This is a genomic window from Streptomyces sp. NBC_00667 (assembly GCF_036226825.1).
GTDB lineage: Bacteria > Actinomycetota > Actinomycetes > Streptomycetales > Streptomycetaceae > Streptomyces.
Genome location: NZ_CP109022.1, coordinates 6,595,832 through 6,610,626 on the forward strand (window position 1 = coordinate 6,595,832; position 14,795 = coordinate 6,610,626).

At 72.6% G+C, this 14,795-nt stretch carries 11 protein-coding genes; 6 read left to right on the forward strand and 5 right to left on the reverse strand.

Annotation, left to right across the window (positions count from 1 at the left end; translation table 11 throughout):
- The first annotated feature begins 17 nt into the window (after positions 1 to 17).
- From OHA81_RS29905 to OHA81_RS29915, 3 genes are read left to right on the forward strand one after another with little or no spacing between them, the layout of a single operon-like run.
- Positions 18 to 4,157, forward strand: a complete 4,140-nt coding sequence (locus OHA81_RS29905) for an amino acid adenylation domain-containing protein (protein WP_329201071.1) — start codon at positions 18 to 20, stop codon at positions 4,155 to 4,157.
- Positions 4,154 to 5,428: an MFS transporter gene (locus tag OHA81_RS29910; protein WP_329201072.1), complete on the forward strand. Its 1,275-nt coding sequence runs from the start codon at positions 4,154 to 4,156 to the stop codon at positions 5,426 to 5,428. The genes OHA81_RS29905 and OHA81_RS29910 overlap by 4 nt, the downstream gene beginning before the upstream one ends.
- Complete coding sequence (locus tag OHA81_RS29915; protein WP_329201074.1) at positions 5,415 to 7,808, forward strand: penicillin acylase family protein; 2,394 nt, start codon at positions 5,415 to 5,417, stop codon at positions 7,806 to 7,808. Before OHA81_RS29910 ends, OHA81_RS29915 begins: the two co-directional genes overlap by 14 nt.
- A gap of 68 nt (positions 7,809 to 7,876) precedes the next feature.
- Here OHA81_RS29915 and OHA81_RS29920 read toward each other — a convergent pair whose 3' ends face one another.
- The gene (locus OHA81_RS29920; protein WP_329201076.1) at positions 7,877 to 8,701 is read right to left on the reverse strand and encodes a dienelactone hydrolase family protein; all 825 of its coding nucleotides are present in this window, start codon (positions 8,699 to 8,701) and stop codon (positions 7,877 to 7,879) included.
- Positions 8,702 to 8,850: 149 nt separating this feature from the next.
- On the opposite strand from OHA81_RS29920, the gene OHA81_RS29925 reads away from it, so the two are divergent.
- The gene (locus OHA81_RS29925; RefSeq protein WP_329201077.1) at positions 8,851 to 9,969 is read left to right on the forward strand and encodes a GlxA family transcriptional regulator; all 1,119 of its coding nucleotides are present in this window, start codon (positions 8,851 to 8,853) and stop codon (positions 9,967 to 9,969) included.
- On the opposite strand, the gene OHA81_RS29930 is transcribed toward OHA81_RS29925, so the two are convergent.
- The gene (locus tag OHA81_RS29930) at positions 9,945 to 10,778 is read right to left on the reverse strand and encodes an alpha/beta fold hydrolase (protein ID WP_329201078.1); all 834 of its coding nucleotides are present in this window, start codon (positions 10,776 to 10,778) and stop codon (positions 9,945 to 9,947) included. The genes OHA81_RS29925 and OHA81_RS29930 overlap by 25 nt on opposite strands.
- A gap of 62 nt (positions 10,779 to 10,840) precedes the next feature.
- Here OHA81_RS29930 and OHA81_RS29935 point away from each other — a divergent pair, with 62 nt between their 5' ends.
- Positions 10,841 to 11,302, forward strand: a complete 462-nt coding sequence (locus OHA81_RS29935) for a MarR family winged helix-turn-helix transcriptional regulator (protein WP_329201080.1) — start codon at positions 10,841 to 10,843, stop codon at positions 11,300 to 11,302.
- 36 nt (positions 11,303 to 11,338) lie between these two features.
- Here OHA81_RS29935 and OHA81_RS29940 read toward each other — a convergent pair whose 3' ends face one another.
- Together OHA81_RS29940 and OHA81_RS29945 are read right to left on the reverse strand one after the other, a co-directional pair.
- Positions 11,339 to 12,484 (reverse strand): RNA polymerase sigma factor, encoded by a 1,146-nt coding sequence (locus OHA81_RS29940; protein ID WP_329201082.1) that lies wholly within the window; start codon positions 12,482 to 12,484, stop codon positions 11,339 to 11,341.
- Positions 12,485 to 12,491: 7 nt separating this feature from the next.
- Positions 12,492 to 12,899 carry a YciI family protein gene (locus OHA81_RS29945; RefSeq protein WP_329201084.1) on the reverse strand — a complete coding sequence of 136 codons (408 nt, stop codon included), beginning with the start codon at positions 12,897 to 12,899 and terminating at the stop codon, positions 12,492 to 12,494.
- A gap of 256 nt (positions 12,900 to 13,155) precedes the next feature.
- Between OHA81_RS29945 and OHA81_RS29950 the strand changes: the two genes are divergently transcribed.
- Positions 13,156 to 14,178, forward strand: a complete 1,023-nt coding sequence (locus tag OHA81_RS29950; RefSeq protein ID WP_329201086.1) for an ArsR/SmtB family transcription factor — start codon at positions 13,156 to 13,158, stop codon at positions 14,176 to 14,178.
- Here OHA81_RS29950 and OHA81_RS29955 read toward each other — a convergent pair.
- On the reverse strand, positions 14,158 to 14,784 hold the full coding sequence (locus OHA81_RS29955) for a glyoxalase (RefSeq protein ID WP_329201088.1): 627 nt from the start codon (positions 14,782 to 14,784) through the stop codon (positions 14,158 to 14,160). The genes OHA81_RS29950 and OHA81_RS29955 overlap by 21 nt on opposite strands.
- Between the last annotated feature and the right edge of the window lie 11 nt (positions 14,785 to 14,795).

Below are 14,795 nucleotides of genomic sequence, written 5' to 3' on the forward strand. Positions count from 1 at the left end.
CAAGAAGGAAACCAACCATGACCTCAGATCGTGCAGACCTTCTCCGCCGCCGAGTGGCTCTCCGCGGCAGCTCCGGTCGGGTGAACCCGGTGCCGGCGCGCTCCCTCGCCGGTGCGAAGAGCCTGGTAGAGGCCTTCGCCGAGACGGTGACGGCCTTCCCCGAGCGTGACGCGGTGCGGTGCGGCGGCCGGTCGCTGACGTACCGGCAGCTGAACGACCGGGTCAACGTGCTCGCCTCCGCGGTGCTGGCGCGGGGCGGCGACGCCTCCCGCCCCGTGGGTGTGCTGCTCGAGCGTTCGGCGGACATGGTGGCCGCCGCGGTGGCGGTGCTGCGCACCGGCTCCTCCTACGTGCCGCTCGACCCGGCGACACCACCGGCGCGTCTCGCGCTGATCCTGGAGGACGCCGCTCCGTCCGTGGTGATCACCTCGCGGGAGCTGGCCCGGTCCGTACCCGCCGGCATCCCCGTCGTGTACGCGGACGGCGAGCTGCCCGCGCCCGGGCACCTCCCGGAAACCACCGGCATCGGACGCGACACCCGGGCCTACATCATCTTCACCTCGGGTACGACCGGCCGTCCCAAGGGCGTCCAGGTGTCACACGGCAACGTCCTGCGGCTGTTCCACGTCTCGGAAGCGCTCTACGACTTCACCGCCGACGACGTCTGGTCGCTGTTCCACACCTTCGCCTTCGACGTGTCCGTCTGGGAGATGTGGGGGGCGCTGCTGTACGGCGGCTGCGTCGTCGTGGTGGAGCAAGAGGTGGCCAAGGACCCGCGGGCGCTGTGGGAACTGCTCAAGCGGGAGCGGGTCACGATGATGAGCCAGACTCCCACCGCCTTCAACCAGCTGATCGCCGAGGACGCCGGGCGCGCGGAGCGGCTGCCGCTGCGCCGGGTCGTGCTTGCCGGCGAGGCCCTGCACTTCTCCGACCTGCGGCCGTGGGTCGCCAAGTACGGCGACGCCCAACCCCAGCTGATCAACCAGTACGGGCCCACGGAGACGACGGTGTACGCGTCGTACCGCCGGGTGCGCGAGGCGGACCTCGCACAGTCCCGGTCGCTGATCGGAGGCCCCCTTCCGGACCTGGCCTTCCTGCTGGTCGACGAGGAGATGCGTGAGGTCCCGCCGGGTGAGACCGGCGAACTCGTGGTGACCGGGCCCGGCGTCACCCAGGGCTACCTGGCGAGTCCGGAGCTGAACCGGGAACGGTTCGTGGAGCTGCCCGGCGGAGCCGGGCGCGGGTACCGCACGGGTGACCTCGTCCAGTCGGCCGGGGCGGGCGACTACGCCTACCTCGGCCGCAAGGACGACCAAGTCAAGATCCGCGGGTACCGGGTGGAGCCGGGCGAGGTGGAGGGCGCCCTGCGCGCGCTCGACTCGCTCGGCGAGGCCGCCGTCACCACGCGGGACCTCCCCGGGCTGGGCACGAGCCTGATCGCCTACGTGGTCCCCCGCGCGCCCGGCGTGACCGCGGTGTCGCTGCGGGAGCAGCTCTCGGCAGCGCTGCCCCCGTACATGCTCCCCAGCGTGTTCATCCCGCTCGACTCGCTGCCCATGACCCAGAACGGCAAGCTCGACCGCCGCGCCCTCCCGGACCCCGACCGGGCCACCGTCCTGGGCGAGGCGCAGGAGGCGGAGCCGCAGGAGTCCGCCTCCGACACCACGGCGGTGCGGATCGCCGGGATGATCGCCGAGCTCCTGAACCTGGAGCGGGCCAACCCGACGACCGGTTTCTTCCAGCTCGGAGGTCACTCGCTCGTCGCGATCACGCTGCTGGCGCGGGTCCGGCGCGAGTTCGGCGTCGACGTGCCGTTGCGCGACTTCCTCCGGGAACCGACCGCCGCCGCTCTGGCCGAGGCCGTTCGCAACGCGTCCTCCGAGGGACAGCACGGTGAAGGCGGAGTGGCGCTGGTGAAGGCGCCGGCGGGCGTCCACCCGCCGGCCACCGATCCCCAGAGGCGGCTCTACTTCCTCGCGGCGCTCGAACCCGAGAGCGCCGCCTACAACCTGCACCAGACCGTCCTGATGCGCGGGGACCTGGATGCCGCAGCGCTGGGCAGGGCCTTCGGGGCCATCGTGGACCGCCACGCACCGCTGCGCACGGTCCTGCGGCTGGAAGGCACACAGCTGGTTCAGGTCGTACGGACGCCCGGCCGGTTCACCCTGCGGACGGAAGCCCTCGGGACGGACCCCGGCGAGGACCCGATGAGCGCGGTACGGCGGCTGTCGGCGCAGGAACTCGCGCGCCCCTTCGACCTGGAGCAGGACGACCCGCTCAGGGTCCGCCTGGTCCGGATCTCCGAGGGACTGCACGCCCTCCTGATCACCGCCCACCACGTGGCCTCGGACGGTTGGTCCAACTCCGTGCTCAGCCGTGAACTGGTGGACTTCTACGCGCACTTCAAGCAGGACGCGGCCGCGACGGACCTCCCGCTCGCCCCGCTGAGCGTCGAATACGGCGACTACGCCTACAGCATGGACCGCTGGGCCGACAGCGGCGCCGCCGAGCAGGACATCGACTACTGGCAGAAGCGGCTCGAAGGACTGCCCGTCGTGCACGGGCTGCCGCTCGACAAGCCGCGCCCCCGCAACATGACCCACGCGGGCGGCATCCACGAGGAGTCACTGGCGACGCCGCTCACCGAGGAACTGCGGGCGCTGGGCCACGGCGAGAACGCCACTCCTTTCACGCTGCTGCAGGCCCTGTTCGCCGTGCTCCTGGCCCGCCGCTCGGGCGACCGCGACATCGTGGTGGGGAGCCCCGTGGCGAACCGGCGGCACGCCGAGCTGGAGGGGGTGATCGGCATGTTCGTGAATTCGGTCGTGCTGCGCACCCACGTGGACGGTGATCTCACCTTCCGCGAGCTGCTCGGGCAGGTCAGGGAACGGACCCTGCACGACTTGGAGCACCAGCACGTGCCCTTCGACCACCTGGTCAAGCGGCTCAAGCCCGAGCACAGCGCCGCGCACTCGCCCCTCTTCCAGATCATGTTCGCCTACCAGAACAACGAAGCCGCCCGGCTGGACCTGGAAGGACTGGAGGTCACCCTGGTCCACTCACCGGAGCAGGACGTACAGACCGACCTGGTCCTCGACGTGCTCGAAGCCGGAGGCGGCCTCACCCTGCGCTGGCGCTACAACACGGACCTCTTCCACAGCGGCACCGTCCGGGAGATGGCCGGGGACTTCGGCCGGCTGCTGCGAACCGTCCTGGACGACCCGGACGCCCCGGTCTCCACCCTGACCGCCGCACCGCGCGGCGCGGCCGGCGACACGGGCACGGGCACGGGCACGGGCACGGTACACGGCCTCTTCCCCCTGAGGCAGAACCCCGAGGGCGAGACGGCGGTGTTCGCGCTGCCCGGCGTACTCGGACTCGGGGCGTCCTACGTCCAGCTGTCCGCGCACTTCGGCGACCGGTCCTTCTACGCACTGTCGACGAGGGCCATCGCGCAGGCCCAGGGCGCCGCCCTGTCCATCGACTCCCTGGCGGGCGAATGCGCCCGCATCATCGACGAAGCGGCGGCCGGACGCAGGATCCACCTCGTCGGCCACTCCTACGGCGGCGCCCTGAGCCCCTACGTCGCCGACGCCCTGCGCTCCCGCGGCGTCCGAGTGGAGAGCCTGGTGGTGCTGGACGCCCTCACCCCGGCGGCGGTCCAGCGTCAACTCGCCACCTCACGCACCGAACGCCTCCAGGCGTTCCTCGGCACACTGGCCGACCTGTTCCCCAGCCTGAGCGCGTCCGCCTCGCAGGCCGATCCGGCCGCGCTGTGGACCATGCCGGAGGACGCCCTGCTGGACAAGGTGGAGGAGCTCCTCGGCCCGGACGCCCTCGAACTGCTGGGCGGGGGGCTCCACGAAGCCCTGGAGATGTTCGTCCGCATGTCCTGCCTCACGTGGCCGGCGGTACCGTCCGACGTACCGCCCGTCCTCCTGATCGAGGCTGCCCAGGACAGTGGCCGCACCGCCGAGAGCCCGCGCGAGGGCTGGGAGCGGATCACGGCCGGCGGACTGTCCTGCGCGAGCGTCGATGCGGGCCACGAGAGCATGCTGCGCCATCCGGGCGCCCGCGACACCGCCCTGCTCATGCAGCGGTTCTTCCACCGGCACGACGCCCGCCTCAGCGAAGCCGGGCAGGGGACCGCACGATGACGACGCGCACCACCACCGCTGCACCCCCATTGGCCAGGCTCCTGGTCGCCGGTTCCGGCATCATGATGCTCGCCAACTCGATCAGCATTCCCTTCCTCGCGGTGTTCCTGAGCCGGGAACTCGGCCTGGAGCCGGGCACCATCGGCTTCATCGTCGGCTCGTCGGTGTTCTTCGCGATCTTCGCGGGGCTCGTCGGGGGCTCCGTCTCCGACGTCCTCGGGCGCACCCCGCTGCTCCTGTTGTCGCTGCTCGGTGTCGTCGTGTCCTTCATCGGCTTCTACCTCAGCCACAGCCTCGTGAGCGTGTTCGTCTTCAACGCGACGCTCTCCTTGAGCAGCAGTTCGTTCGGGCCCGTGGCCAAGGCGTTGCTGAGCGATCTGCTGCCGCAGGAACGGCGCGTGAAGTGGTTCTCGTACCAGTACCTGGCCGTCAACATCGGCTTCTCGGCCGGCCCGATGATCGGCGCCTTCACGGGCCTGTCCGGTGGCCGCGAGACGTTCCTCATCGCGGCCGCCGTGTACGTGGGCTACTTCGTCCTGCTGGGCTCCGCGATCCTGTTGAGGCCCTCCGGAGCGGCCGGCCCCACCCGCCGGACGACCGAGGAGAGCAAGCTCTTCGGACAGGTCCTCGAAGGGCTGAGGGGAAGTTTCCGGGCCCTCGCGACGGACCGGACGCTGCTCTGCCTCATCATCGCCGGCCTGCTGCTGGAGGCGGTGCACAGCAAGATCTCCGGGGTCCTGGCCCAGCACCTCTCGCTCGGGTTCGAGGACGGGGTCAAGATCCTCAGCTACCTGCTGACCACGAACGCCGTGACGGTCGTGCTCTTCCAGCTGCTGGCCTCGCGCATCTCCCAGAGGCTCGAACCGGTGCGCTCCATCGTGCTGGGCGGCCTGCTGATGTTCGGCGGCATGGCGGGGTTCGGGCTGTCGGGCCAGGCATGGCAGTTCATCGTGGCGATGGTCGTCTTCTCCATCGGAGAGACCTTCATCATTCCCGCCGAGTTCGCGATCATCGACCGTATCGCTCCCGAGGACCGGCGCGGCAGCTACTTCGGTGCCCAGACCATCGCCCAGCTCGGCGGCTTCGTCGGCCCGTTCGCCGGGGGCCTCATCCTCGCCTGGTACGGCGGGACGGCCATGTTCTTCGTCCTCGGCAGCTTCGCCCTGTTCAGCGTGCTCATCTACCTGGTGGTGGGCCGGCGCATCCCCGGCCTGACCCGTCGGGAAGAGCACACCGCAAGGAAGGAGACGGTCTCCCATGAGCAGGCGTGAATCCTTCCGCGACTCCCTCCGCGGCTCCCTGCGCGACCGGGCACTCGGCATCCTCGCGGCACCGAGCCGATGGGCCCGGCCCCGCCCCGGCACTCAGCGGTACGAGGGCATCGTGTCGGGCGCGACCATCCGCCGGGACCACCGGGGCATCCCCTGGGTCGAGGCGGACAACGACGGGGACCTCTATTTCGCCGCGGGCTTCGCGCAGGCCACCGACCGCCTGTGGCAGATGGACGTACTGCGCAGGAGGGCCAAGGGGACGCTGTCCGAGATCTTCGGCGCCGTGGCACTGCCCGATGACGTACGGGCCAGGAAGCTGGCGCTCGAACGGGTGGCGCGGGCTTCGGAGGAACTTCTGGGCCCGGAACGCAGGGCCGCCCTCGAAGCCTTCAGCCGCGGCGTGAACACCGCCCTACGACGGATGCGCCGGCGCGCAGGCCTTCCGCCGGAGTTCATGCTGCTGCGTTACCGTCCCGAGCCCTGGACACCGGTCGATTCCCTCGTGATCGTCAAACACCTGGGCTTCGACCTCGGGGTGAACATCAAGAACGAGACGTTCAGAGCCCGGCTGACCCGCGAACATCCCTCGTGCGCCGCGTCCTTCCTGCACCCGAAGTACCCGGACGGCGGGGCCGTGACCATCAGGAAACCCGCCGGGCCGGGCTCGGCGGACCGTGCGGGGAGCACCGACGAGGCGGTCCTGCGCTCGGAACACGTCGACGCCCTCCCCCTCGGGTCCCGTGACTGGCTCCAGGGGCTCCTGCGCGGAGAACACCCCATCGGGTCCAACGCCTGGGCGGTGTCGGGGGAACGCTCCGCCACCGGTCATCCGCTCCTGGCCAACGACCCGCACATCCTGTTCACCCAGCCCAGCCTGTGGTACCAGATGGGGCTGAAGGTCACCGCCGACGGGGAAGACGCCGCAGACGGATACGGCGTGACCGTCCCGGGCCTCCCGGGCCTGATCGCGGGCGCCAACCGGCACCTCGCCTGGGGCATCACCAATTCCACGGTGGACACCCAGGACCTGTGCACCCTCGACTCCCTGAGCGGCGCCGAACGCACCTGGGAGATCGAGAGCACCATCTCCGTACGCGGGGGAGACGACGTGGTCGTGAGGGCGGCGGGCGGTGTCCGGCACGTGGAGATGGACCCGCCGGCCGCGGATGACGACGCGGGCAGGTACGGGCTCTTCTGGAGCGGCCTCACCCCGTCCACGGAGATAGAAGGCTGCCAGCTGATGTGGCGCGCGCGCGGTTACGAGGAGTTCCGCGATGCGCTGCGCGGCTTCGGAGTCCCGGTGCTCAACGTCATGGTGGCCTGCCGCGACGGCGACATCGCTCTCAAGACCGCGGGACTGGTCCCCGCACGCAGGCCGGCCAGCGGCCTCGCACCGGGCGCATACAGCGAAGTCGCCCGGTCCTGGGAGCGGTTCCTGGAATTCGATGAACTGCCGGAAACGGTCAACCCGGAGGAGGGGTACATCGTCTCGGCCAACCACAAGCTCGTCCCCGACGACGCTCCCGTCCAGGTAGGTATCGACTGGGTGGCTCCCTACCGGGCGGAGCGCATCGAGGAACTGATACTGGGTGCGGGGCCGGTGACCGCCGACGACTGCGCTCGATGGCAGGGCGACACCGCCAACGGTCGCGCGCGCCGTGTCCTGCCGGCCCTGCTGGAAGCGCTGGACCAGCAGCCTCCCGAGGACCGGCTCGCCAGGGCCTGCCACGAACTGCTCAAGGACTGGGACGGCCGTGACGCGGCCGACCAGGCGGCACCCCTGGTGTTCTTCCGCCTGATGCAGGTCCTGGCGGAACACTGGGTGACCAGCAGGCTCGGCGCCGATCTGGCCGGCAAGATGCCGGACATCTCCCTCCAGGTCGACCACATCCTGCTGGACGGTGAGGCCAGGGAGCGGCTCGGAGACCTGGAACCCCTTGCGGCCGTCGTGTCCCGCGCGCTGACCGAGGCAGCCGGCCGGATCTCACGGGCGCACGGCACACGGCCCGCGCTCTGGCGGTACGAGCACGTCCACGTGCTGGCGGACCGGCATCCTCTGGCGAAGGCGGTACCGGCACTGGCCGGCCTCTTCGGCGGCAGGACCACGCCCGTGGGCGGAAGCGGGCATTCGGTCTGTCTGATGACCCCCGACCGGGAAGGCGCCGTCGTGGAGGGCGCCCCTTGGCGCTTCGTGGCCGAACTGGCCGGACCCGGCCCCCACCTGAGGGACGTCCTCCGGCACGGCAGTTCCGGACACCCCCTTTCCCCCCACTACGAGGACCAGACGGACACCCATTCCGCCGGCGGGCTCTACCCCGTGGACCTCCAGGGCGCCGCCCCCCGAACCGGTCCGGGGCTCGTCCTGCGACCGCGGCGCTGACCACGACGCCACCCGTGCGGGCCGCCACCTCACCGGACGGCGGCCCGCACCGCTGCGCGCCCGGACGATCAGGCCGGCGCTCCGCTCCCGTGCGGGTGCAGGCGGTCGGTGAGGAACGCGAGGATCTCGTCGCGGGCCCGGATCGTGGGGTGACCTGCCTCGTCGACGAGGTGGGCCGTGACGACGCTGTGCGGCGTGCCGACCAGCTCGGCGAAGAAGGGCGGCGGGGCCGGGTGGGCGGCGCTGTCGGGCAGGACCCTCCCGTCGAAGGCGTCGCCGAGCAGCGCGCGGTAGGCGGCGAAGCGCTGCCCCGTGCACCAGCGGTCGCCCTCGAAGCGGTAGGCGAGGACGGTGAGTCCGTCGCGGTCGAGCCGGTCGCGTACCGCACGCGCGTCCGCCGCACCGAGTCCGACTGCGCCCGGGTCGTCGAGCGGCAGGGACGGGTGGTTGACCACCGGGGCGATCACAGCCGGTTCCAGGGCCATGGTGAGGGCGAAGTTGCCGGTGAAGCACAGCCCGATCGCGCCCACTCCGGGCCCACCGCACTCGGCGTGGGCCCGGCGCGCCAGGCCGCGCAGCCAGAGCGTCACCGGGCTGGTGCCGCCCCCGGCGAAGGCGCGGAACTCGGCGCTGACACAGGCGCGGCGGACGACCTCCCTACCGCCGTCGACCGTGGGGAAGGCGCCGTCCGTCCCGAACAGCGAGGGCACATGGACGGTGAAGCCGCAGTCGCGCACCCAGTGCGCGAGCCGCAGGACGTCGGGACTGATTCCCGGCATCTCGGGCAGCACCACGACCGCGGGACCGGCCCCGGCCACGTACACCGTCTTCTCCACCCCCTCCACGGCCACGGTCCGGCGGGTGAAGTCGGTGATCGGATCATCGTCGCTCATGGGTACCAGCCTGGTCCCGTCACCAGCCGCGGGTGAGGGGCGGGATCGCCGAGCACAGGGGTAATCTCGCCACGCGCGGTGCGGCGAGCGGCATTCGGTCGGGGAGTTCGGGGCCGGGGACACCAGGGGGTACGGGAGCGGTGGCGCGGGTGGCGCGGCAGGCGCGGGACGACGTGGGTACGGGCGCCGGTCCGGGCGCGCTGCGGGTCGGGGTCCTGGCGTACCCGGGCTGCTTCGCCTCCGAAGTGTTCGGCGTGCCCGACTTGTTGACGATGGCCGGGCACGTCGCCGGACCGGAAGCACCCGGCTGCCAGGTGTACGTCGTCTCGCCCCGCCGCCGGGTCACCGCCTCGGGCGGCGCGAGCCTGGACGTACGTCCGGTGCGCGAGGTCGACGTCCTCGTGGTCCCCGGTTTCGAACTGCACCCGGACACGGACCTCGATGCCCGGCTCGCCCGGCTCGCCCCCGAAATCGCGGCGATCCGCGCGCAGGCCGCCGCCGGAACCGCCGTCGTCTCCCTCTGTGTCGGCGCGTTCCTGCTCGCCGAGGCAGGGCTCCTCGACCGGCGCCGGGCCACCACGTCGTGGCTGTACGCCGGCGAACTGGCCAGGCGCTGCCCGGACGCCGACGTGCGGCCCGAGCAACTGGTCGTCACCGATACGGGGGTGACGACCACGGCCGCCTTCAGCGCCATGTACGACTTCGCGCTGGAGCTGATCCGCCGGCACCACGGCGCCCGGGTGGCCCGGACCACCGCCCGGATCGCGCTCGTCGACGACGCGCGGACCTCCCAGATGCCGTACGTCGACCCGCGGCTCCTCCCGCAGCCCGGCCGGGAGTTCTCCCAGCGGGTCATGCGCCGGCTCGACCAGAACCTCGCCGAACGGTACGACCTCGCCGCGCTCGCGGACGCCTTCCGGGTCAGCACGCGTACGCTGCTGCGCCGCTTCGCCCAAGAGACCGGACGCAGCCCGCTGGGTCACTTGCAGGCATCCCGCGTCCGCCGCGCCCGCCACCTCCTGGAAACCACCGACCGCACCGTCGCCGCCGTCGCCGCGGCCGTCGGCTACCAGGACCCCGGCACCTTCGCCGCCCTCTTCGCCCGCCACACGGGCCATCGCCCCAGCGCCTACCGGGCCGCCTTCCGCCGCACGGGCTCCGCGTCGCCCGGCCGGCCGGCCGCCCCTGGCCCGCCTACCGCGTGGCCCCCCGGCGACGAAAGCAGCCGTAGGGCTTCGCACCGTCAGCGCAGGAAGTCCAGCAGCTGACCGTTCAGCTGCTCGGGCGCGGTGAGTGGCAGGGAGTGGTGGGTGGCCCCGGGGAGCACTGCCACCTCGCCCCGCGCGAGCGCCCGGCGGGCCCTGCCGGCGATCCGTTCGGCGTGGTGGGCCCGGCTGTGCTCCGCGAGCAGCACCAGGACCGGCATGCGGAGGTCCGTGGGCCGGGCGCGGCCGCCGACGACGAGCTTGCGACCGGGGACGGTGGTCGCGAGCGCGTACAGGCGCTGCCAGGCCTCGTCCGGGCAGCTGCCCCCCGTCTCCCAGGCCAGGAAGGCGCGGGCGCGCGTCCGGCTCGGGCGGAGCAGGGAGGGCAGCGCGCGCAGCAGGTAGCCGGGGCGGAACCCCGCGAAGACCTGGGTGGGGTCGACCAGGGCGAGGCGCTCCACCCGCTGCGGTGCGCGGAGTGCGTACCTGACGGCCAGCCAGGCACCGTACGAGTGGCCGCACAGGTGGACGCGGGCGAGCCCGAGCCCGTCCAGCAGCGCATCCAGCCAGGCCACGAGGTCGTCGGCGCTCCTCAGCGGTGTGCCCCGGCGTTCGGTGCGGCCGGCGTCGCCGAGGAGGTCAACCGCATGGACGCGGTACCGCTCCCCGAGCGCCGGTGCGTTGGCGAACCAGACCAGGCCGGTGGCGGAGCCGCCGGGCAGCAGCACCAACGGGCTCGCGTCCGCAGGGCCGTACACGTGGACGCGGGTGCGCCCGTACGGTGTGGCGACGTCACGCTCCTCGGTGGACTCGGGCCAGCGGGCGCGGAGCTCGTCGTAGGCGAGGTCGAAAGCGGACGGGGACACGGCCATTCCTCTCGCTGAGCAATAATCTCGATCAGCGAGATATTATGCAAGGGTTCGAGGGAGCGTGCATGGACGATCAGAGCCCGGCGATGCGGTTGGTTCACCTGCTGCGCGCGGTCACCGTGGAGTTCGACCTGCTCGGCGCCGACTTCGCCGTGCGCCACGGGCTGCACCCCACCGATGTGCGCGCGCTGATCCACCTGCTGGACGCGGCACGGGCCGGTACTCGCGCCACACCGGGATGGCTCGGCGGGCAACTCTCCCTGAACTCCGCCGGAACCACCGCACTGGTGGACCGGCTGGAGCGGCTCGGCCTGGTGCGGCGCAGCAGGGACACGGCCGACCGGCGGCGGGTTCTCCTGGAGGTGGAGGAGAAGGCCACGGAGCTCGGGTGGGCCTTCTTCGGCCCGGTGATCGGCGAGGTGGTGGCGGCCGCGGAGGGCTTCGGCACGGACGAGTTGGAGACGGTGCGCCGCTTCCTGACCACGGTAGTGGAATCCACCGGCCGGGCACGTACGGTCCGATCGTGAGGGCCCCCGGTCCGGGGAAAGGGCGGGCGTGCCCCGTCAGGGGGAGCGGCGGGCGTTGAGCCGGGCGGCCTGGCGCGTCAGGTGGTCGCGCTCGGCGAGGTCGGGTGCCTTGTGGGCCGCCTCGGCGTACAGCCGCGCCGCTGTCGCCAGGTCGCCGTCGCGCTCGTGGAGGTACGCCGCCACCGCGGTGTGGCGGGGCAGGGAGGCGTCCAGCTCCGCGAGCGCCGCCAGGCCGGCGCGCGGTCCGTCGGCCTCCCCGACGGCGACCGCGCGGTTGAGCCGGACGACCGGGCTGTCGGTCAGGCGCGTGAGCTCGTCGTACCACTCGACGATCTGTACCCAGTCCGTCTCCCCGGCCGTGGGCGCGTCGGCGTGGAGTGCGGCGATGGCGGCCTGGGCCTGGAACTCGCCCAGCCGGTCGCGGGCCAGGGCCGCCTGGAGGATCCCGACGCCCTCGGCGATCAGTGCGGTGTCCCACCGGCCGCGATCCTGCTCGGCGAGCGGCACCAGGCTGCCGTCCGGCGCGGTCCGGGCGGCACGCCGGGCGTGGTGGAGCAGCATGAGGGCGAGCAGTCCGGCTCCCTCCGGGTGGTCGATCGAGGCCGTCAGCTGCCGGGTGAGCCGGATGGCCTCGGCGGCGAGGTCCACGTCGCCGGAGTAGCCCTCGTTGAAGACCAGGTAGAGGACGCGCAGGACGGTGGCCACGTCGCCCGGCTGGTCGAACCGCACGCCGGAGACGGTGCGCTTGGCGCGGCTGATGCGTTGCGCCATGGTCGCCTCGGGCACCAGGTAGGCCCGGGCGATCTGGCGGGTGGTGAGGCCGCCGACGGCGCGCAGGGTGAGCGCGACGGCGGACGACGGCGTCAGCGAGGGGTGGGCGCACAGGAAGTACAGCCGGAGCGTGTCGTCCACTGCCGGCGCGGGCCCGGGGGCCGGCTCCTCGCCGACGAGGTCCTCACGCCGGCGGCGGGCGGCATCCGAGCGGGTGGCGTCGAGGAACTTGCGCCAGGCCACGGTGACCAGCCAGCCCTTCGCATCCCGCGGAGGGTCGGCCGGCCAGACGCGGACCGCTTCGAGCAGCGCCTCCTGTACGGCGTCCTCGGCCGCAGCGAAGTCGGCTCCGCGGCGGACGAGGACGGCGAGCACGCCCGGCGTGAGGCTCCGGATCAGTGCCTCGTGCATCGATGAGTCACTCCGTGATGGTGCAGTGCGAGCCCAGGAACGGGCGCAGCTCCAGCCACTCGTGGATCGGTTCGCCGCCCGCCCCCGGGGCGGCCGACAGCTCCCCGGCCAGCTCGACGGCGCGCTCGTAGCTGTCGACGTCGATCACCATCCAGCCGGCGATCAGGTCCTTGGTCTCGGCGAACGGGCCGTCGGTGACCGGCGGGCGTCCCTCGCCGTCGTACCGGACGAACGTTCCCTCAGGGGAGAGCGCCTGGCCGTCGACGAATTCGCCGGTCTGTTCGAGGCGGGCCGCGAAGTCGTTCATGTACTGCACGTGGGCCGAGATCTCCTCCGGCGTCCACTTCTCCATCGGCACGTCGTTGGCCGGGGCCGGGGCGCCGCGGTAGTGCTTGAGCAGCAGGTACTTGGCCATCGTGTTCCTCCTCGCTGGTGCGACCCATTGTGGTCGCGTTCACAGCGGGGACGGAGCCGGCCACGGGTTCTCGACACCACCGTCCCCATCTTTTTCCGCCGTCGTGTGACGACGGCGCTCCAGGTCGTGACTCTGAGTGACGGCGGCAAGCGCCGCGGGCCGAGCGGTCACGACCGCGACGGAACCGCCGGATAGGCTGTCCGGACATTGGTCCGGGCATACGTCCGGGCATGCGGGAATCCACGGAGCGGCGGTCGTGTCGGCGGAACTGGCCTTCTCGGTGGGCGATCTGGCCCGGGTGCGCTTCGCCGTCTCCCCGATGTGGGAAGTGGGGCCCAGCCTGCGGCTGCTGTGCTCCGGCCGGGCCCGCGCCCACGCCGTGCACCGGCGGTGGGCCGAGGAGGTGGGGCCCCGGCTGGTCGCCGCCCGGCTCGACCGGGGCTGGCTCGCCGAACTGGTACCCCCCGCCGGCTACGTCCCCGACTTCCTCAACCCGGCGCCCCCCTCCGCCGCCCCCACCCTCGCGCAGGAGCTCGCCGGGATCCGGTCCGTTCCGGCCGCGCGCATACGCCGGGACCTCGACCGGCTGCGCCGCGAGCAGGTCCGGCCGGGCCCCCGGGCAGAGGCCCTGTACGCGGACCCGGAAGGCCTGATCGGCCGGGTCACGGACGAGATCGAGGCCTATTGGGAGCTGGCCCTGGCACCGTACTGGGCACGACTTCGGGCCGTGCTCGACGCCGACGTCCGCCACCGGGCCCGGCAGGCCGCCGAGCACGGCGCGGGCCGGCTCCTCAACGATCTGCACCCTGCCGTCAGTTGGGATGACCGTGCGCTCCGCCTGGACCGGCGCGGCCGCCCCCTGTCCCGTACGGAGGCGGGCGCCGGGCTGCTGCTGATCCCCTCGGTCTTCACGGGACCGGTCCCCTTCACCCGGCTGACGCCGCCGGAACCCCCGCAGCTGGCCTACCCGGCCCGCGGTACCGGCTCCCTGTGGGAGCCCCGCCCGGCTGCCGGGACGGGAGCCCTGGCCGCCGTACTCGGCCGGTCCCGCACCCTGCTGCTGACCGAACTGGACCAGCCCGCTTCCACGACCGAGCTCGCCCGCCGCTCGGGGCTCTCGGCAGCGGGGGTGTCCCAGTACCTGACCGCCCTGCGCGACGCCGGGCTGGTCAGCGCCCACCGGGCGGGCCGTTGCGTGCTGTACGCCCGGACCTCGGCCGCCGAGTCGCTGCTCGCCGCGGCCCGCGCGATGGCCGCGTCAGGGCGCGAGCGCCGGTGAGGCCGCTTCCCAGGCGAACCCGTCCGGGTCCGTGAAGGGGCCGAGGTCGGCGCCGATCGCGATCCGGTGCGAGCCGGTGCCGTCGGGAGAGACGCCGGCGTCCTTGGCGAGGGCCCGGCGCCGGTACAGGGCGAGCTTCACCGGGCCGGGACCGGACTCGAACTCCACGTACGTGCCGCCGAAGCTCTTCGCCACGGCGAAACCCTGGTCGCGGTAGAACCTCTTGCTCGCCGCCACGTCCGCGACGCCCAGCAGGAGCACCATGTCGTCGAAGCGGCGGGTGGCCGGGCCGCTGTCCTTCTTCGCCGAGGTCGCCACCTTCCAGATCGTGCCGTCCGGGGCCCGTACGACCCCGCCGTAGCCCCAGAGGGACTTCGTCACGGGCTTGAGCGCGGTGGCGCCGGCGTCGAGCGCGGCACCGACGAGGGCCTTGACGTCGGCCGGCTGGGCGACGGTGAGCGACAGCGTGAATCCGCGGAAGCCGGTCGTGGGCGCCTGCGAGGCCCGCACGTGCAGCTGCGCGTCCAGCCCGAAGGCGGTGCGGTAGAAGTCGTGGGCGGCCGCGGGGTCGGCCACGTCGAGGGTGATGCGTTCGATGTTCGCCATGTCCCTCACGC